Origin of the sequence: Yersinia enterocolitica (assembly GCA_002082245.2) — a bacterium.
In the GTDB taxonomy this organism is placed as follows: domain Bacteria; phylum Pseudomonadota; class Gammaproteobacteria; order Enterobacterales; family Enterobacteriaceae; genus Yersinia; species Yersinia enterocolitica_E.
Genome location: NBTC02000002.1, coordinates 2,487,432 through 2,506,368, shown reverse-complemented (window position 1 = coordinate 2,506,368; position 18,937 = coordinate 2,487,432). Strand labels below are relative to the sequence as shown.

The following is an 18,937-nucleotide window of genomic DNA, read 5'->3' as shown; positions in this document are numbered from 1 at the left end:
GGTCTTGTAAGAGATATTAAGAATCATGCTAATCAAATTATTAACCAAAGTCTTTGGCAGCCGTAACGATCGTACTCTGCGCCGTATGCGCAAAGTGGTTGATCAAATCAGCCGTATGGAACCAGAAATTGAAAAACTGACCGATGCTGAGTTGCGTGCCAAAACAGATGAATTCCGCGAGCGTCTGGCAAAAGGCGCGGTGCTGGAAACCTTGATCCCTGAAGCTTTTGCGGTTGTTCGTGAATCAAGTAAACGCGTGTTTGGTATGCGTCACTTCGACGTGCAGTTGCTCGGCGGTATGGTATTGAATGAGCGTTGCATCGCAGAAATGCGTACCGGTGAAGGTAAAACGCTGACTGCAACGCTGCCAGCTTACCTGAATGCGTTGAGTGGCCGTGGTGTTCACGTGGTTACCGTCAATGACTATTTGGCTCAACGTGACGCCGAAAATAACCGCCCATTGTTCGAGTTCCTCGGTCTAAGCGTCGGTATCAACTTGCCGAATATGACAGCACCAGCCAAGCGTGCCGCTTATGCTGCTGACATCACTTATGGTACTAACAACGAATACGGTTTTGACTATCTGCGCGATAACATGGCTTTCAGCCCGGAAGAGCGTGTGCAGCGTAAATTGCACTATGCGCTGGTGGATGAGGTTGACTCCATCTTGATCGATGAGGCCCGTACCCCGCTGATTATCTCTGGTCCGGCGGAAGACAGTTCCGAGATGTATATTCGGGTTAACAAACTTATTCCAAAACTGATTCGTCAGGAAAAAGAAGACTCGGACACCTTCCAGGGTGAAGGCCACTTCTCGGTCGATGAAAAATCACGTCAGGTTCACTTAACTGAACGTGGCCTGATTCTGATTGAACAAATGTTAGTGGAAGCGGGCATCATGGAAGAAGGCGAGTCGCTGTACTCTCCAACCAACATTATGCTGATGCATCACGTCACGGCCGCGCTGCGCGCCCATGTGCTGTTTGCCCGTGATGTTGACTACATTGTGAAAGATGGTGAAGTTATCATCGTCGACGAACACACCGGCCGTACCATGCAAGGGCGCCGTTGGTCAGATGGCTTGCATCAGGCTGTTGAAGCAAAAGAAGGTGTGGAAATCCAGAACGAAAACCAAACACTGGCTTCCATTACCTTCCAGAACTATTTCCGTCTTTATGAAAAACTGGCCGGGATGACCGGTACGGCGGATACCGAAGCGTTTGAATTTAGCTCAATCTACAAGCTCGATACCATTGTTGTACCCACTAACCGCCCAATGATTCGTAAGGATTTAGCTGATTTGGTCTATATGACTGAACAGGAAAAAATTGGTGCGATTATCGAAGATATCCGTGAGCGTACTGCGAACGGTCAGCCAGTATTGGTTGGTACTATCTCGATTGAGAAATCTGAAGTGGTATCTGCCGAATTGACCAAAGCGGGCATTGAGCACAAAGTTCTGAACGCCAAGTTCCATGCCATGGAAGCAGAGATAGTCTCTCAGGCGGGTCAACCAGGTGCGGTAACTATCGCTACCAACATGGCTGGTCGTGGTACCGATATCGTGTTGGGGGGGAGCTGGCAGAGTGAGATTGCTTTGCTGGAAGATCCGACCGAAGATCAAATTGCCGCCATTAAGGCCGCCTGGCAGATTCGCCATGATGCCGTGCTGGCATCTGGTGGTTTACACATTATTGGTACCGAGCGTCATGAGTCACGCCGTATTGATAACCAGTTACGTGGTCGTGCGGGCCGTCAGGGTGATGCCGGTTCTTCACGCTTCTACTTATCAATGGAAGATGCCTTGATGCGTATTTTTGCCTCTGACCGTGTGTCTGGCATGATGCGTAAATTGGGTATGAAACCGGGCGAAGCCATTGAACATCCATGGGTGACGAAGGCCATTGCTAACGCACAGCGTAAAGTTGAAAGTCGTAACTTCGATATTCGTAAGCAATTGCTTGAATATGATGATGTCGCCAGTGATCAGCGTCGTGCCATCTATAGCCAGCGTAATGAACTGCTGGACGTATCTGATGTTAGCGAAACCATTAACAGCATTCGTGAAGATGTATTCAAAACAGTTATCGACAGCTACATTCCTACCCAGTCACTGGAAGAAATGTGGGATGTTGAAGGCCTTGAACTGCGCCTGAAAAATGATTTCGACTTGGATATGCCAATTGCACAATGGTTGCAAGATGAGCCACAACTGCATGAAGAAACGTTACGTGAGCGTATTCTTCAACAAGCAATTGAGGTGTATCACCGCAAAGAAGAAGTTGTTGGCATCGATATGATGCGTAACTTCGAAAAAGGCGTGATGCTACAAACGCTCGACTCCTTGTGGAAAGAACACTTGGCTGCAATGGATTATCTGCGTCAGGGGATCCATCTACGTGGTTATGCGCAAAAAGATCCTAAACAGGAATATAAGCGTGAATCTTTCGCCATGTTCGCTGCCATGTTGGAATCACTAAAATATGAAGTGATCAGTGTGCTGAGCAAAGTACAAGTGCGGATGCCAGAAGAGGTAGAAGCGCTGGAAGTACAACGTCGTGAAGAAGCCGAGCGTTTGGCGAAACAGCAGCAACTAAGCCATCAGTCTGACAACAGTGCCTTGATGTCAAAGGATGAAGTCAATGTAGCCGCTAGCCTTGAGCGTAAAGTGGGTCGTAATGATCCGTGCCCATGTGGTTCAGGCAAAAAATACAAACAGTGTCACGGCAGCCTACAGTAATACTTAAGGCCATTGGTAATACTGAAAATGAGGGCGGCTTAAAAACCGCCCTTTATTTTGTCGTTCTTTTTAGGACAGATACCAAGAGGCCATATAACTTACTGTTTATGCTCTGATCAGGAGAAAGAGAATTGAAACATTTACAGATAGCGGTAGGGATTATCCGCAACGCCCAGCAGGAGATTTTTATTACTCAGCGCGCTGCTGATTCTCATATGGCAGGTTTTTGGGAGTTTCCCGGTGGTAAGGTTGAGCAGGGTGAAACAGCGGAACTTGCTTTAAAACGTGAGCTGTCAGAAGAAGTAGGGATCGTGGTACAAGAGGCTGTGTTACTCAACGTCTTGGAGCATACTTTTACCGACCGTATCGTGACATTAAGTTTCTATATGGTTGAAACGTGGGATGGTGAACCCTTTGGCCGCGAAGGGCAACCCATTCGCTGGGTTAGGCAATCCGAATTGGTTGCCGAGGAGTTTCCGCCAGCGAATGCCGCAATCATTGCATTACTCACCCGATAACTCCGTGTTGCGCTTAATAAAATTTTAATTAATATAATGGGAAGGGAGCAAAATAGGATTGCTCCCCAATGATATGCGCATCAATGCGTTGGGGGTTCTTCCTCACTCCATTCATCACTGTCAGATAACTCGCCATGGCTTGAAATACGCTTTTCTTCGTCAGCCCACTCGCCTAGGTCGATCAGTTGACAGCGTTTGCAGCAGAAAGGGCGATATGGGCTTTGCTCTCCCCAGATAACGATTTTCCCACAGGTAGGGCAGTTAACTTCGATTTCTTCTAAGTCCATATTCTCTCCTTAAAAACCAACTGATTGATTGCCACATCAGCAGCAGGCTAATTCAAACGATAAACGGGCCGGAACGGTACCATTTTCACTGTCGAGCGGTAAAAAGCGAATAGCATACCGTGTTTTATGACCAGAAATTTGTGGGTATAGTTGTGGGTCTAATGGCAAGCGCAGCCGGAGTAGGTCAGCACCTTCGGCATTATCTTGAAAGAATCCATTCAAGCTGATTTGTGCCCGTAACGGACCCGACTGGCGAATTAAATCTAAAATGATGGTCAGAGACTGATTGAGTGGCGCTAAGCTTACCAGCAATTTATCAATATGTTGGTCACGCTGCTCCTGTGGTTGATGTAGCCAGGTATGTAACGTGGGTAAATCAAAGCTACAGTAGCCACCGGGAATACTAAGACGTTGGCGAACGACAGCGATTAAGCGGTCTTCTTTTAATGATTGCCCGATACGTGGCGCGGACATTAATACTGTGGCATGGCTTTTTAGTTTACTGCGCAAGGAGTCCACTCGCGACATATCCACACCGGGTATATCGGCCCATTGCTGTAACTTCTGTTGTTGGCGCTCAAGCTCTTTGAGCAAATCAGTGCGGACTTCGCCGCGATCCAAAACTTCAATCAAATCGCATGCGGCGCGAAAAAACGTTAATGCAGTGGCAATATTATCTAACGAACGTTGGCTTTCTAATTGTTGTAATAAAAATTCTATTCTCAGCCAGGTACGCATTTTTTCATTCAGCGGATGTTCAAAAAGTATTGTTGAGGTGAGGTCACTCATTGGTGTAGATCCTGTTGGGCCGCGGCTGCCAATATTAAATACTGTTGGTGTAATGAAGCAACTTGCGAGGCGATAATGGATGGATCGCCGCTATTGTCAATAATATCATCGGCACAGGCTAGCCGTTGTTGCCGCGAAACCTGTGACGCTAAAATATGTTCTGCCTGTTGGCGGGTAATACCATCTCTTGCCATCGTGCGCGTGAGTTGTATTTCAGGTGCTACATCTACCACTAACACACGATTAGCACGGTGCTGTAAACCATTTTCAAGCAACAAAGGAACAATCCAAAGTGCATATGGTTTATCAATATTCGCTAATTGGTGCTCAGTTTCTTGCTGAATAAGTGGATGCAACAGTGAATTTAACCATGCTTTTTCCTGCGGCTCACTGAAAATTTTTGCGCGTAATGCACTTCGGTTTAATGAACCATCTGCTTGCAAAATAGTTTCGCCATAGCGGGATGCGATAGCTGCCAATGCTGGCATACCCAGTTCAACAACCTGGCGAGCGATAATGTCAGCATCAACAAGGGGCACCCCAAAATCGGCGAATGCATCTGCTACGGTACTTTTGCCGCTGCCAATCCCGCCGGTGAGAGCCACAATATAGGTCATTGCCTAGCCTTGTATACTGTCAGTGAGTGGTCGAATTGTATCTGAAAGCAGGTGGGAAGAGATAGTAAGGTATGCATTCTGTTTGAGCTACGTGGAAAAATAAGTGAAGTGAACGCGCAGATAAAAGAGTAGTTGCTATTCTCCAAGTAATTTGTGGGATTATAGCGTAAATAAAGGTGGATTCGCAGTCTTGCCGTAGAATTATTCATGCGTATGATAGCTTCACTGGGATGGCGTGATTTACGCCCGATCACTTTTTGCGATCTATCGCCACTAACCAGGAAATAATAAGCCATGCGTATTGAAGAAGGTTTGAAATTAGGTTTTAAAGATGTGTTAATCCGCCCTAAACGTTCCACACTGAAAAGCCGCTCTGAAGTAGAGCTCGAGCGCCAGTTTACCTTCAAACATTCAGGTTGGAATTGGTCTGGTGTACCTATCATCGCTGCTAATATGGATACTGTTGGCACCTTCCGCATGGCTGAAGTTTTGGCATCATTTGATGTGCTTACCGCAGTTCATAAGCACTACACGGTTGAACAATGGGCTGAATTTGTAAAACGGGTTCCTGAATCTGTATTGCGTCATGTCATGGTGTCGACAGGGACTTCCTCTGCCGATTTCGACAAAATGAAGCAAATTCTGGCATTATCACCGGCACTGAAATTCATCTGTATCGATGTAGCTAATGGCTACTCTGAGCATTTTGTTTCCTTCCTGCAAAAAGCTCGCGAAGCCTGCCCGGACAAAGTGATTTGTGCTGGCAATGTGGTGACTGGTGAGATGGTAGAAGAGCTTATCCTTTCTGGTGCAGATATTGTTAAAGTGGGTATTGGTCCAGGTTCTGTTTGTACCACGCGAGTTAAGACCGGTGTTGGTTATCCACAGCTATCTGCTGTGATCGAGTGTGCCGATGCTGCTCACGGTTTGGGTGGACAGATTGTCAGTGATGGCGGCTGCTCTGCACCGGGCGATGTGGCTAAAGCTTTCGGTGGTGGTGCTGATTTCGTGATGCTGGGTGGCATGCTAGCAGGGCACGATGAGTGTGAAGGCCGCGTGGTGGAAGAAAATGGCGAGAAATTCATGCTGTTCTACGGTATGAGTTCAGAGTCTGCTATGAAACGCCACGTAGGCGGAGTCGCTGAATATCGCGCCGCAGAAGGTAAAACAGTTAAACTGCCATTACGCGGTTCCGTTGATAACACGGTGCGCGACATTATGGGTGGCTTGCGTTCTGCTTGTACCTACGTGGGTGCTTCGCATTTAAAAGAACTGACCAAGCGCACCACCTTTATCCGAGTTGCAGAGCAAGAAAACCGCGTTTTTGGCAGTAACTGATTACGGATGGAAACAGGGCGTTATTTAACGCCCTGTTTCGACCTCCCTTTCCCCACGATACTTCGCCCTTAATACCCGTATTACCCAATAACATCCCCTAGTTGAAATATCGGTAAATACATTGCGATCACTAGAACCCCGACGATGCTGCCAATAATCAACATCAACAGTGGTTCCAACATTTGTGTGAGATTATCGGCTAAATCCTGTGTTTTTTGCCGATGCCAACCTGCTAGTTTTTCTAATAACACATCCAACGCGCCAGATTCTTCCCCCACCCGAACCATTTGTTGGCATAGCGGCGGGAATAGATGATGTTGTGCAAGAGCGATATGCAGAGGCTCACCTTGGCTGATCTGTTGTTGAATATGTTTTAATGCTTGCTGATAGGTACAGTTATTGATGGAAAGGAGTGCGGCATCCAATCCGGCAGTTAGCGGTAATCCGGCATGTTGAGTGATAGCTAATGTTTGAAAAATTTGGCTAAGGCAACTTCCTCGGATTAATGTGGAGATGAGTGGGAGACGTAATAACAGTGTTTGCTCCCATTGTTGCACGTGCGCCTGACGCCGCCGCGCATAAAGGTATCCTATACATATTGATGTTAATAACACCGCAATATATGGCCCGTAAGTAGTAAGAAATACTGACATCAGCAGCAGCGTGGCAGTCAGTGTGGGTAATGGTGTATCAAATGATTGATAGATTTGTGCAAATTCAGGCAGCACCATGACCAGCATAACGAGGCTAACAACCATCGCGATAACGCAGACAAATATTGGATATTTGAGTGCCTTAATTACTTTCTTTTGTAATTTTTGTTGCCGTTCTTGGTGCTGTACCAACTGAATACAGCACTGTTCAAGGTTACCTGTCAGCTCCCCCATTGCAATCACTGGGGGGTATAATCGGGGGAACGTGTGTGGGTAACTCGCCATCGCTTCAGATAGTGATTGGCCCTGTGAAACCAGTTGGCTTATGTCCTGCAATAAGCAGCGCCACGGTAATGCATCTATCTCTTTCGCTAGCAGTTGCAGGCTATTAACCAAAGGCAGTCCGGCTTGCAGTAGTGTCGCCAATTGGCGAGTAACAGCCACCAGGTGCTCACCTTGCCAATAACTCATTGATAATCGCTTACCACCCTTAACGTTTAATGGTTGTAACCCTTGGCGGAACATTTGTTCATAAACAATATTTCGCTCTGTTGCCAATTGTGCTCCAGTCTGTAACTGTCCTGTAGTATCAATGGCTTTCCAGTAAAATAAACGTTGATGACTCACAGGATTGCCTCGAATTCTTTCAGAGTTCCCACAACACGATTAATTTCACTAAGCGTAGTAACACCGCTTTCAACTAATGCCAAACCAGCAGAAAGTAATGTTACTTGTTCTTGCTCTTGTGCAATCTGAGTGAGCTTTGCCGGGCTGACATTGTTGAGCAAAGCTTGCTGGATTGGCGGGGTGACACTTAACATTTCGTAAATACCTGTGCGACCATAGTAACCTGCGCAACAGTGTTCACAGCCCACGGCGAGATAATGTTGCAATGGACTCGCCCAAACACCTGCCGGAACCTGAAAAAGAGTGGGAGATGCCTGGCGACAGTGCAGGCAGAGCCTGCGAACCAGTCGTTGGGCGATAACTAACGTCAGGCTCGATGCAATTAAGTGACGTTCTATTCCCATTTGTGTCAGGCGTATTAGGGTTTCAGATGTTGAGTTGGTATGCAGTGTTGAAAGTACCAGATGCCCCGTTAATGCGGCCTTAACCGCTATCTCGGCAGTTTCATTGTCGCGAATCTCGCCGAGCATAATCACATCAGGATCCTGGCGTAGCATCGCGCGTAATACGCAAGAGAAATCCAATCCAATTCTATTGTTAGTCTGAGTCTGATTTATGCCATCAACCTGGATCTCTATAGGATCTTCAACACTACAGATGTTTCTTTGCGGTTGATTGAGTTGGTCTAAACTGCAATAGAGCGTCACAGTTTTTCCACTTCCGGTAGGCCCAGTCACCAGAACTAAACCTTGCGGAGCAGATAATGCGCGCGTGAGTTGTTGGTGGGCCATGGTTGTCAGACCCAGACTGGCCAGCGTTGGTTGTTGATGAATATTCAGTATACGCAGTACCACTTTTTCACCGAACTGTACGGGGAGGGTGGCTATTCTTATGGAGTAGCGGGTGCCATTTAACACTAAAGCTAGCTGGCCATCCTGCGGTAACCGTTTTTCCGCGATATTCAATTTAGCCATAACTTTTAGGCAACTGCTGATACGGCTGGTTAATTCAGTTGTTGGAGGTGGGGATTCGTGTAAAACACCATCAATTCTTAAACGAATACGATAATGATGCTGATAAGGTTCAAAATGGATATCTGAGGAACGTTTCTGAATCGCCAATCTGAGTGTTTGCGTTATAAATTGAATAACGGGAATATCACTTTCATTATCCAGCAACGTCTCATCTAAATCCTGTTGTGGCAGAGAAGCTGAGCCTCCTCCTTGTCGTTTCCTCTCTTGTCGCGATACGCCTTGGCTATTTTCGGTAGATTCTACTTCTAGGTTTAGGTGCTCTTTTGCTGATGGCTCAAGGTTTAATAACTGTTCAATCTTAGCCTCAGGCCAGTATTCTACGGTAATTTTACGACCACAGGTAAAACGCAGAGCAGTTAATAATTCGTCATTCACTGGTTTGGATGACGCTATAGCGAGGTTTTTGCCATCGAGTTTTAAGGCTATTGCCCTATAACGACGACAGAGTTTGTGTAATTCAGCGCTGATTCGCTCGGGTTGGTGTGCCATGAATTCAGTCATTGGATTAGGCCTTATCATTGAAACGGAACACGGTCTTACAGCTATCAGCAAGGTTGTTATCTACGGTGGTACATGTTCTGGTCCAGACAATATTTCCACTACTACTAAGTGTGGGGGTCATCGAGAGAGTCAGGTCAGCAAGGGTATGTTGACCCGTAAGTGTAATCACACCTTGATCAATGGTTGTTGCACTGACATAACGCGATGGTTGCCCAGCCGGTACGCCGTTATTGCCCGCATTACAGCTATCGAACTTGGCATGCTCCAGAGCACAAAGTTCTACCGCCATTTTGTAGGGCACGATGGCTTGTAACATATCGGTGAGGGCTGCTTTTTGGATATAGCGCTGATAGGAAGGAATACCAATACCGCTAAGTACAGCAATGATGGCGATGGCAACCATTAATTCAATTAAGGTAAAACCCTGTTGCTTATTCATTTGTCACTCTCCTTGTGTGTGAGAAAACAAGGGAAGGGTGCAACTTTTTAATTGATGGCAACAGGGGCATTACATTGATTTGCGAAGCAGGCTGTCGAATATTTAGGTTGTTACAGTGAAGTCACAGATAACTTCGGCGATGCTCGCAAAAACAGAATTAGAGTCTGCTAATGGCTATCATCGGCCGAAGATAATTTGGTAGGCTTATTTAAATCGCATGGACAGGTCTAAAGCTGTCACGTGTTTTGTTAGTGCACCGACTGAGATGAAATCAATACCGGTTTCGGCATAGCTTCGCAGTGTTTCTAGCGTAACGTTGCCAGAAACTTCCAGTTGAGCACTCTCTTGGGTCTTAGCCAACTCATTACGCATGTGCACAGCATCACGCATCATTGGAATGGTAAAATTATCCAACATAATGATATCGGCACCAGCGGTTAATGCTTGTTGCAATTCATCAAGGGATTCAACTTCAACTTCGACGGGAACATCGGAATGAATCCAAAATGCTTTAGCAACAGCTTCTTTGATAGAGCCAGCAGCAATAATGTGATTTTCCTTGATAAGGAAAGCATCAGATAAGCCGAGTCGATGATTATTACCGCCACCGCAGAGGACGGCATATTTTAAGGCGGTACGCAGCCCTGGCAAGGTTTTCCTGGTATCGAGTAATTGTGTATGCAACCCAGAGAGCTCCGCCACATAACGGCTGACCTCGGTAGCGACACCGGATAAGGTTTGCAAGAAATTAAGTGCGGTGCGTTCACCGGTAAGTAGGATACGGGCAGGGCCAGTCAGATGGCAAAGTGTCTGATTAGCTATCAACTTGTCTCCATCGTTGACTAACCATTCAACTGTCACTTGGGCGCCAAGTTGAATAAACACTTCATTTAGCCAGCGCTGACCACAAAAGATACCAGCTTCGCGCGTAATAATCGTGGCATTAGCCTGTTTATCTGCTGGGAGTAATTGTGCGGTGAGGTCGCGATCTGCATTGACCTCACCACCCAGGTCTTCGCTCAAAGCTTGGGCAACAGTGAAAGGGATATCACATTGAATTCGTTCCAATAGCTCGGCACGGCGGCTGTCGGCATTATAGCTGCGGGTCGGCATATAAAACTCCGAAATGGCGGATAGATAATAGTTCAAACATGCTACTCTGTTGCTGGCTGAAGTGCCATAAAAGAGCCAGTTGAAGTGTACTATTAGGGGGCTTAGATAAACAATGCAGTTAGAAAATGGCTGGATTTTAGGGGTTAAACGGGTCGTTTCTCCCCATTTTGATCAACGGCCAGAATGCGAGGTACCTTCGCTGCTGGTAATTCATAATATCAGTTTGCCCCCTGGTGAATTTGGTGGCCCATATATCGATCAGCTTTTCACTGGCACACTAAATGCCGATGAACATCCTTATTTTGCTGATATTGTTCACTTGCGAGTTTCAGCCCACTGTCTGATTCGTCGTAATGGTGAAATTATTCAATATGTTCCGTTTGATCAACGCGCTTGGCATGCTGGAGTCTCAAGCTTTGGCGGGCGTGAGCGGTGTAACGATTTTTCTATTGGGATCGAGCTGGAAGGAACGGATGTGTTACCGTTTACGCCCGCACAATATCGGAGTTTGAATGAGATAAGTGTGCTGTTATTTGCTCATTATCCGATAACTGTTGATCGGGTGACGGGCCATAGTGACATTGCGCCACAACGTAAAACCGACCCTGGCCCCGCTTTTGATTGGGCTTTGTATCAGCAGAGTTTAGTGAAGTTAACATCGCCATCGTGATGCTGGTGATTCAGTCTTCACCACAGGTTTGTTGTCGAGCAGCTCAGCTGCTTGTTGCCTGGTTTTATAGTGTGGTTTATACATGCCGGGAGGCATATGCCCTGTTTCCAGGGCTGGTTAAGTGCAAAGGGAGAATAAGAGCTAATGACACTGTTTACGCTGTTGCTGGTGCTAGCATGGGAGCGCTTGTTTAAACTCGGCGAACATTGGCAGTTAGACCACCGCCTTGAAGTCGTATTCACGCGTTTACACCGTTTTTCGTTGGCACAAACTATTTTGCTGACTGCCGTGTGGATGGCCTTGGTATGGCTGATTTTGCAGTTAGTGCAGAATATCTTGTTTGGTTTCCCCCTGTTGTTGATTTGGATTCTGATTTGCCTGCTATGCATTGGTGCCGGGGGGATTCGTAAACACTATCGAGCCTACCTTAAAGCTGCCCGCCAAAATGATGCCCATGCCACCGATAAAATGGCAGAAGAGTTAGCATTAATCCATGGTTTACCCATGGATAGCGGAGAGAAAGCTCGCTTACAATCCCTACAAAATGCCTTGTTGTGGATAAACTTCCGTTACTATTTAGCGCCTATCTTCTGGTTTGTTGTATGTGTTAACTATGGCCCCGTGGCGCTAGCAGGCTATGCGATGTTACGCGGATATCAAACCTGGTTAGCCCGACACCATACACCTTTACAGCGTTCTCAATCTGGTATTGATCGTCTGTTACATTGGCTGGACTGGATACCTGTGCGGTTGGTGGGTGTGGCATATGCCTTGTTGGGGCACGGCGAAAGAGCATTACCAGCTTGGTTTGCCTCATTAGGCGATTTCAGAACTCAGCAGTATCAGGTTCTGACCCAATTAGCGCAGTACTCTTTGGCTCGTGAGCCTCATTTAGACCCAGTACAGACGCCAAGGTCTGCGGTCTCGTTAGCACGAAAAGTGACACTAACGGTGATTGTAGTAGTGGCTTTACTGACCATTTATGGTGCACTAGTTTAGTTTTCTGATTTATGGCACTGGCCGGAGAGTTTGTGCTCGGCCAGTACGGTCTTAACGAAATATGATTAATTAGCCCGCATACCTCATCCCCATCTCATATCTGATCTTTTCCTTCACTATTAGTTCTGTATTCATGGATATTCTCTCCGTTTTGGATCAAAAACAGTCATTGAAGATGGATTATTGCTGTTCAATCGGGGAGATATCAGAAGTTAATGGTTATAGAGATGCACAAATGTACCATCGCCATCAAAGTCTGAACCAGACGGCAAAAAAGGAAACGTGACAAATTCAATACATAAGTAATATCAAACTGTTCATTATCTGGTTTGTACTGTTGGGGCGCACAGCACTATAGGATCAATGGGTTATGGAAGATGGCGAGTCAGTCGAACACGGTTTTGTTAAACAATAAAATAAACGGGTCAGCGCTGTGGCTGACCCATTAGCTATGATGTCGTCAGATTCCCGAGAGAAATCTGCTATCAGGATTTGGCGCGTTGGTTACGATTTTTCAGGATGTAGCCAATAGCCAGTAGCAATACCCAAGCTGGAATCAATAGCACAGAAATCTGGATACCCGGTGTCAGATACATAATGACCAAAATGCCGGTGAGGAACAGCAAGCACAGGTAGTTGCTGAACGGATACCAGAAGGCTTTGAACTGTGGGATCACACCTTGGCGGTTTTTAGCGGCACGGAATTTAAGGTGCGCAAGGCTAATCATCGCCCAGTTGATCACCAGCGCCGATACTACCAGTGCCATCAGTAATTCGAAGGCTCGGCCTGGGATCAGATAGTTAATCAGTACGCAGAAAGCGGTGGCAAATGCAGAGACGGCGATAGCAATAACAGGTACCCCGCGACCATCGACTTTTAGCAGCATTTTCGGGCCGTTGCCTTGTTTGGCTAAACCAAACAACATGCGGCTGTTACAGTAAACACAACTGTTATAGACCGACAATGCTGCTGTCAGTACCACGATATTCAATACAGTTGCGACCACATTGCTGTTCAGTGCATGGAAGATCAGTACAAATGGACTACCGCCTTCGACCACTTTTCCCCACGGGTAGAGTGATAATAAGATTGCCAGAGAACCAATATAGAACAGCAAGATACGGTAGATAACCTGATTGGTTGCTTTGGGGATGCTTTGGGCTGGGTTTTCGGCTTCTGCGGCGGTAATCCCGACTAACTCAAGGCCACCGAAGGAGAACATGATCACCGCCATTGCCATAACCAAGCCCATGACACCGTTAGGGAAGAAGCCGCCTTGTGCCCACAAGTTAGTCACTGTGGCTTCCGGGCCGCCTTGCCCGCTAAGTAGTAACCATCCACCGAACAGAATCATTGCAATGATAGCGACCACTTTAATGATGGCGAACCAAAACTCCATTTCACCATACACTTTGACATTTGCCAGGTTGATGGCATTGATAGCTAAGAAGAATACTGCCGCTGACACCCATGTTGGGATCTCCGGCCACCAATATTGTACATAGATACCTACGGCGGTCAGTTCGGCCATCGCCACTAACACATATAGTACCCAGTAGTTCCAACCAGAAGCGAAACCGGCAAAGTTCCCCCAATATTTGTAAGCAAAGTGGCTAAAAGAACCCGCGACTGGTTCTTCGACTACCATTTCTCCTAACTGGCGCATAATCAGAAACGCGATAAAGCCGCCGATTGCATACCCCAGTAGCACTGAAGGCCCCGCCATTTGAATGGTTTGCGCGATACCAAGGAATAATCCGGTACCAATTGCGCCACCTAAGGCAATAAGCTGTATGTGGCGGTTTTTAAGCCCCCGCTTTAGCTCTGCACCTTCCTGTTGAACACTCATTGTTGCATCCTCTGTCGTTGTCACTTTTAGCGGGCAAACCCGTCATCTTTCAAACTGCAAATATATTGGCTGTACTCGTTACTCAGCCCATCCTTGGAATAATCTCTTACCGCCTTCCCGCAACTTGAAATCTATTGGGTATAAATAGGTGCCGCTTGCTATGCGTAAGGTTTTGATTACATTATTTGTATTATTTTGTTTACGGTGGCTTTTCTGGGAATTTTCTCTTTAGGCTACCGTTTAAAAGAGAATAGTGGTAGGCGAGAATTATTGCATCTGCTTTTTATTTTAATCGGTGAAGTTTTAGCCAAAACAGCAAGAAAAATGTTGATGCGTGATCAAGCTGTTGTTTTGAGGAAAAGCAGGAATGTGCTTTTTTGGGTTGAAAAGCCACCAGTAAGCCATTTTTATAATGGTCATACCAGTTTTAAGGCGAGAGACAGAGGGATACAGACTTCTCTTGTTTTTGTTTGAATATAAATTCAAATTTACAGGATTTATATTCACAAATAAAATCACTTTAACGCTTCAGCTTGCCTAATTACCCGTTTCATAAAAGTTAAAACTCGAGGCTGCCAGGTAATGGTATTACCACTGCTACGTTATCACTTTGCATTGCTTTATCAGTGAAGTTGTTAAAATGTGCTGGGTTTCATGATTTTGGTCAAGGTCCGTATGGACAGCTAGTGAATACTTTGTTACTTTATCGTCACGTTTTTGAAATTGGTATTACCAATTGACTCCGCGCTACTCGCAGAGACGATTCACTCAATACGGCTTACAGCGCGACTTACAACAAATTATGGCCTACAACAAAATACGTCAGCCCAAATTATCAGATGTCATCGAGCAGCAGCTCGAATACCTGATCTTGGAAGGGACGCTGCGTCCGGGGGAGAAATTACTGCCTGAACGCGAGTTGGCGAAGCAATTTGATGTTTCCCGACCTTCTTTGCGAGAAGCAATTCAGCGCTTAGAAGCTAAGGGACTGCTGTTGCGTCGTCAGGGGGGCGGGACTTTCGTGCAAACCAATCTGTGGCAAAGCTTTAGCGATCCGCTGGCAGAGCTACTGGCTGACCATCCAGAATCACAATTCGATCTGTTAGAAACCCGTCATGCTCTCGAAGGTGTTGCTGCCTATTATGCAGCATTGCGCGGCACTGATGAAGATCTGCAACGTATCCGTGAATGCCATACTGTTATTCAGCAAGCGCAGGATAACGGCGATTTAGATGCTGAGGCAGATGCCGTTATGCAGTATCAAGTGGCTGTCACAGAGGCTGCGCATAATGTGGTTTTGCTGCATTTACTGCGTTGCATGGGGCCGATGCTGGAACAAAACGTAAGACAGAACTTTGAATTGCTTTACTCGCGCCGCGAAATGCTGGCAACAGTAAGCAGTCACCGCGCCGGGATTTTTGAGGCGATTGTGGCACGCGAGCCAGAGAAAGCCCGCGAAGCTTCACACCGTCACTTGGCGTTTATCGAGGAAATTCTGTTGGATCTTAGTCGGGAGCACAGTCGCCGTGAGCGATCTTTGCGTCGGCTCCAACAGCGCAAGGACTAGAAACGAATCATTCAGGTTGCGCCTCTGCAAGACCTCAATAACTCGTTTTATACCCCTCGTACTTGAAGCTACAGGGTTGTCAGCTGCGTGAACTCACCCGAATCACTGACTTGGGTCAGCTCATCGAGATTCGTTCTCTGGCAGCGCTGCCGTAACTCCAATTTCGTTGGGTAGTTATTCTCATTTGAGAATTATTAGCGGCAACTATACCCAAAATAATTCGAGTTGTAGGTAGGCGGCAAGGGAATGACAAATCGGTCGTAGGCCGATTTGAACAGCATTTATGCTAGCCCGTAGGGTGAGTCTCAAAGAGACTCATTAATCCTCAGGAGCTTACTTGGGTAAGTGACTGGGGTGAGAGAGTACAGCCAACGCCTCTACAGCTTGAAGTATGACGGGGACAAACTGATGGGCCTATCTTCCGGTGTTTTCACCAGGGCACGTGCTTTAGCCTGGGGTTAAAGCACAGGAAGATAGGCTCCAAATAAACCATTAGAAACAGATAAGGAATACCACCATGTCAGAACGTTTAAATAATGACGTGGATCCGATCGAAACCCGCGACTGGCTACAGGCGATCGAATCGGTCATCCGTGAAGAGGGTGTTGAGCGTGCTCAGTATCTGATTGATCAGGTTTTGGGCGAAGCCCGTAAAGGTGGCGTGAGCGTTGCGGCAGGTTCTGCCAACCGTGATTACATCAACACCATCGCGGTAGAAGACGAACCCGCTTACCCTGGCAACCTGGAGCTTGAGCGTCGTATTCGTAGCGCTATCCGTTGGAATGCTGTGATGACCGTGTTGCGTGCGTCGAAGAAAGATCTGGATTTGGGCGGCCACATGGCATCCTTCCAGTCTTCCGCTACCTTCTACGAGGTTTGCTTCAACCACTTCTTCCGTGCTCGTAACCAAAAAGACGGCGGCGATCTGGTTTACTTCCAGGGCCACATTTCTCCAGGTGTTTACGCGCGTGCTTTCCTTGAAGGCCGCCTGACTCAAGAGCAAATGGATAACTTCCGTCAGGAAGTCGATGGTAAGGGTCTGTCTTCTTACCCGCATCCGAAACTGATGCCTGAATTCTGGCAGTTCCCAACTGTATCGATGGGCCTTGGCCCAATCAGTGCAATCTATCAGGCCAAGTTCCTGAAATACCTCCATCACCGTGGTCTGAAAGACACTGCAGCACAGACCGTGTACGCCTTCTTGGGCGACGGCGAGATGGATGAGCCGGAATCCAAAGGTGCGATCACCATCGCGACCCGTGAAAAACTGGATAACCTGGTCTTCGTTATCAACTGTAACTTGCAGCGCCTGGATGGCCCGGTTACCGGTAACGGCAAGATTATCAATGAGCTGGATGGTATCTTCAATGGTGCTGGCTGGCAGGTTCTGAAAGTGATTTGGGGTAGTCGTTGGGATGAGCTGCTGCGTAAAGATACCAGCGGTAAACTGATCCAATTGATGAACGAAACCCTGGATGGCGACTACCAGACCTTTAAATCCAAAGACGGCGCTTATGTCCGCGAACACTTCTTTGGCCGTTTCCCTGAAACTGCTGCATTAGTGAAAGACATGAGCGACGATGAGATCTGGTCTCTGAACCGTGGCGGTCATGATCCGAAGAAAGTCTTTGCCGCACTGAAGAAAGCACAAGAAACCACCGGTAAACCAACTGTTATCCTGGCCCACACCATTAAAGGTTACGGCATGGGCGAAACAGCAGAAGGTAAAAATATTGCTCACCAGGTGAAGAAAATGAACATGGAAGGGGTTCACCACTTCCGCGATCGTTTCAATGTACCAGTTGCCGATGCTGATATCGAAAAACTGCCTTACATTACCTTCGAGAAAGATTCCGAAGAGTACAAATATCTGCATGAACGTCGTCAGGCGCTGGAAGGCTATGTGCCAACCCGCATGCCTAAGTTCACCGAGAAGCTGGAAATCCCTGCGTTGTCAGATTTCAGCTCCTTGCTGGAAGAGCAGAACAAAGAGATCTCTACCACTATCGCCTTCGTGCGTGTGCTGAACGTGATGCTGAAGAACAAATCTATCAAAGACAGAATTGTTCCAATCATTGCTGACGAAGCGCGTACTTTTGGTATGGAAGGTCTGTTCCGTCAGATTGGTATTTACAGCCCGAATGGTCAGCAGTACACCCCGCAAGACCGTGAGCAGGTTGCTTACTACAAAGAAGACGAAAAAGGCCAGATCCTGCAAGAAGGGATCAACGAACTGGGTGCTGCCTCTTCATGGCTGGCTGCTGCGACCTCATACAGCACCAATGATCTGCCAATGATCCCGTTCTACATCTACTACTCCATGTTTGGTTTCCAACGTATCGGTGACCTGTGCTGGGCTGCGGGTGACCAACAGGCGCGTGGCTTCCTGATCGGTGGTACTTCAGGTCGTACTACTCTGAATGGCGAAGGTCTGCAACATGAAGATGGTCATAGCCACATTCAGTCACTGACTATCCCGAACTGTATCTCTTACGATCCGGCCTATGCTTATGAAGTTGCTGTCATCATGCATGACGGTCTGGAGCGTATGTACGGTGAAGCGCAGGAAAACGTCTATTACTACCTGACCACGCTGAACGAAAACTACCACATGCCAGCAATGCCACAGGGCGCAGAAGAAGGTATCCGTAAAGGTATCTACAAACTGGAAACTGTTGCAGGTAGCAAAGGCAAAGTGCAGTTGATGAGTTCAGGTGCAATCCTGCGTCACGTTCGCGAAGCGGCTCAGATTCTGGCTAACGACTACGGTGTTGGTTCTGACGTGTACAGCGTAACTTCATTCACTGAACTGGCTCGTGACGGTCAGGATTGTGAGCGTTGGAACATGCTGCACCCAACAGAAACGCCACGCGTTCCTTATGTGGCTCAAGTCATGAACGACGCACCAGCAGTTGCTTCAACTGACTACATGAAGCTGTTCGCTGAACAAATTCGTAACTTCATTCCTGCCAGCGAGTTCCGCGTTCTGGGTACAGATGGTTTCGGCCGCTCTGACAGCCGTGAGAACCTGCGTCACCACTTCGAAGTTGATGCTTCTTACGTTGTGGTTGCAGCTCTGGGTGAATTGGCTAAACGCGGTGACATCGACGCCAGCGTAGTTGCACAAGCAATTACCAAGTTTGGTATCGACGCCGATAAAGTTAACCCGCGTCTGGCATAAGAGGTAAAGAACAA

Annotated in this window: 16 protein-coding genes and 1 pseudogene; 7 read left to right on the top strand and 10 right to left on the bottom strand. The window is 47.1% G+C overall.

All coding sequences use genetic code 11. From position 1 onward, the window contains the following. Window positions 1-25 precede the first annotated feature (25 nt). On the top strand, window positions 26-2,740 hold the full coding sequence (locus tag A6J66_012935) for a preprotein translocase subunit SecA (protein ID PNM25009.1): 2,715 nt from the start codon (window positions 26-28) through the stop codon (window positions 2,738-2,740). A gap of 131 nt (window positions 2,741-2,871) precedes the next feature. Then, entirely contained in the window at window positions 2,872-3,258 is a 387-nt protein-coding gene (locus A6J66_012930) for an 8-oxo-dGTP diphosphatase MutT (GenBank protein ID PNM25008.1), read from the top strand. Window positions 3,259-3,338: 80 nt separating this feature from the next. Here the strand turns inward: A6J66_012930 and A6J66_012925 are convergent, their stop codons facing one another. The 4 genes and pseudogenes from A6J66_012925 to A6J66_012910 all read right to left on the bottom strand — a co-directional run bounded on the left by A6J66_012925 (window position 3,339) and on the right by A6J66_012910 (window position 5,160). Next, window positions 3,339-3,545 (bottom strand): DNA gyrase inhibitor YacG, encoded by a 207-nt coding sequence (locus A6J66_012925; GenBank protein ID PNM25007.1) that lies wholly within the window; start codon window positions 3,543-3,545, stop codon window positions 3,339-3,341. A 36-nt stretch (window positions 3,546-3,581) separates the two neighbouring features. After that, complete coding sequence (locus tag A6J66_012920) at window positions 3,582-4,334, bottom strand: cell division protein ZapD (protein PNM25006.1); 753 nt, start codon at window positions 4,332-4,334, stop codon at window positions 3,582-3,584. Continuing rightward, window positions 4,331-4,951 (bottom strand): dephospho-CoA kinase, encoded by a 621-nt coding sequence (locus tag A6J66_012915; protein PNM25005.1) that lies wholly within the window; start codon window positions 4,949-4,951, stop codon window positions 4,331-4,333. The genes A6J66_012920 and A6J66_012915 overlap by 4 nt, the downstream gene beginning before the upstream one ends. 3 nt (window positions 4,952-4,954) lie before the next feature. Beyond that, a pseudogene (locus A6J66_012910) lies at window positions 4,955-5,160 on the bottom strand (hypothetical protein). Between the two features lie 85 nt (window positions 5,161-5,245). On the opposite strand from A6J66_012910, the gene A6J66_012905 reads away from it, so the two are divergent. Next, window positions 5,246-6,289 (top strand): GMP reductase, encoded by a 1,044-nt coding sequence (locus A6J66_012905; GenBank protein PNM25004.1) that lies wholly within the window; start codon window positions 5,246-5,248, stop codon window positions 6,287-6,289. Between the two features lie 80 nt (window positions 6,290-6,369). Here A6J66_012905 and A6J66_012900 read toward each other — a convergent pair whose 3' ends face one another. The 4 genes from A6J66_012900 to A6J66_012885 all read right to left on the bottom strand — a co-directional run bounded on the left by A6J66_012900 (window position 6,370) and on the right by A6J66_012885 (window position 10,656). Continuing rightward, entirely contained in the window at window positions 6,370-7,569 is a 1,200-nt protein-coding gene (locus A6J66_012900; protein PNM25003.1) for a type IV pilin biogenesis protein, read from the bottom strand. After that, window positions 7,566-9,092 carry a type II secretion system protein GspE gene (locus A6J66_012895; GenBank protein ID PNM27001.1) on the bottom strand — a complete coding sequence of 509 codons (1,527 nt, stop codon included), beginning with the start codon at window positions 9,090-9,092 and terminating at the stop codon, window positions 7,566-7,568. Before A6J66_012895 ends, A6J66_012900 begins: the two co-directional genes overlap by 4 nt. Before the next feature lie 16 nt (window positions 9,093-9,108). After that, on the bottom strand, window positions 9,109-9,543 hold the full coding sequence (locus A6J66_012890) for a prepilin peptidase-dependent pilin (protein ID PNM25002.1): 435 nt from the start codon (window positions 9,541-9,543) through the stop codon (window positions 9,109-9,111). A 204-nt stretch (window positions 9,544-9,747) separates the two neighbouring features. After that, window positions 9,748-10,656: a carboxylating nicotinate-nucleotide diphosphorylase gene (locus tag A6J66_012885; protein ID PNM25001.1), complete on the bottom strand. Its 909-nt coding sequence runs from the start codon at window positions 10,654-10,656 to the stop codon at window positions 9,748-9,750. A gap of 112 nt (window positions 10,657-10,768) precedes the next feature. On the opposite strand from A6J66_012885, the gene A6J66_012880 reads away from it, so the two are divergent. Next, window positions 10,769-11,326 (top strand): 1,6-anhydro-N-acetylmuramyl-L-alanine amidase AmpD, encoded by a 558-nt coding sequence (locus A6J66_012880; protein ID PNM25000.1) that lies wholly within the window; start codon window positions 10,769-10,771, stop codon window positions 11,324-11,326. Between the two features lie 144 nt (window positions 11,327-11,470). Continuing rightward, entirely contained in the window at window positions 11,471-12,325 is an 855-nt protein-coding gene (locus tag A6J66_012875; GenBank protein PNM24999.1) for a regulatory signaling modulator protein AmpE, read from the top strand. A 485-nt stretch (window positions 12,326-12,810) separates the two neighbouring features. On the opposite strand, the gene A6J66_012870 is transcribed toward A6J66_012875, so the two are convergent. After that, window positions 12,811-14,175 carry an amino acid permease gene (locus tag A6J66_012870; protein ID PNM24998.1) on the bottom strand — a complete coding sequence of 455 codons (1,365 nt, stop codon included), beginning with the start codon at window positions 14,173-14,175 and terminating at the stop codon, window positions 12,811-12,813. A gap of 303 nt (window positions 14,176-14,478) precedes the next feature. Next, the gene (locus A6J66_012865; protein PNM24997.1) at window positions 14,479-14,682 is read right to left on the bottom strand and encodes a hypothetical protein; all 204 of its coding nucleotides are present in this window, start codon (window positions 14,680-14,682) and stop codon (window positions 14,479-14,481) included. Between the two features lie 295 nt (window positions 14,683-14,977). On the opposite strand from A6J66_012865, the gene A6J66_012860 reads away from it, so the two are divergent. Both A6J66_012860 and aceE read left to right on the top strand, forming a co-directional pair. Continuing rightward, entirely contained in the window at window positions 14,978-15,742 is a 765-nt protein-coding gene (locus A6J66_012860; protein ID PNM24996.1) for a pyruvate dehydrogenase complex transcriptional repressor PdhR, read from the top strand. A 517-nt stretch (window positions 15,743-16,259) separates the two neighbouring features. Continuing rightward, window positions 16,260-18,923 carry a pyruvate dehydrogenase (acetyl-transferring), homodimeric type gene (aceE, locus tag A6J66_012855; protein ID PNM24995.1) on the top strand — a complete coding sequence of 888 codons (2,664 nt, stop codon included), beginning with the start codon at window positions 16,260-16,262 and terminating at the stop codon, window positions 18,921-18,923. Window positions 18,924-18,937 lie beyond the last annotated feature (14 nt).

Bases quoted from the DNA above. Each gene is read 5' to 3' on its own strand.
- A6J66_012935 (PNM25009.1), top strand. From the start codon at position 26: ATGCTAATCAAATTATTAACCAAAGTCTTTGGCAGCCGTAACGATCGT.
- A6J66_012925 (PNM25007.1), bottom strand. From the start codon at position 3,545: ATGGACTTAGAAGAAATCGAAGTTAACTGCCCTACCTGTGGGAAAATC.
- A6J66_012920 (PNM25006.1), bottom strand. From the start codon at position 4,334: ATGAGTGACCTCACCTCAACAATACTTTTTGAACATCCGCTGAATGAA.
- A6J66_012915 (PNM25005.1), bottom strand. From the start codon at position 4,951: ATGACCTATATTGTGGCTCTCACCGGCGGGATTGGCAGCGGCAAAAGT.
- A6J66_012905 (PNM25004.1), top strand. From the start codon at position 5,246: ATGCGTATTGAAGAAGGTTTGAAATTAGGTTTTAAAGATGTGTTAATC.
- A6J66_012895 (PNM27001.1), bottom strand. From the start codon at position 9,092: ATGGCACACCAACCCGAGCGAATCAGCGCTGAATTACACAAACTCTGT.
- A6J66_012890 (PNM25002.1), bottom strand. From the start codon at position 9,543: ATGAATAAGCAACAGGGTTTTACCTTAATTGAATTAATGGTTGCCATC.
- A6J66_012885 (PNM25001.1), bottom strand. From the start codon at position 10,656: ATGCCGACCCGCAGCTATAATGCCGACAGCCGCCGTGCCGAGCTATTG.
- A6J66_012880 (PNM25000.1), top strand. From the start codon at position 10,769: ATGCAGTTAGAAAATGGCTGGATTTTAGGGGTTAAACGGGTCGTTTCT.
- A6J66_012875 (PNM24999.1), top strand. From the start codon at position 11,471: ATGACACTGTTTACGCTGTTGCTGGTGCTAGCATGGGAGCGCTTGTTT.
- A6J66_012870 (PNM24998.1), bottom strand. From the start codon at position 14,175: ATGAGTGTTCAACAGGAAGGTGCAGAGCTAAAGCGGGGGCTTAAAAAC.
- A6J66_012860 (PNM24996.1), top strand. From the start codon at position 14,978: ATGGCCTACAACAAAATACGTCAGCCCAAATTATCAGATGTCATCGAG.
- aceE (PNM24995.1), top strand. From the start codon at position 16,260: ATGTCAGAACGTTTAAATAATGACGTGGATCCGATCGAAACCCGCGAC.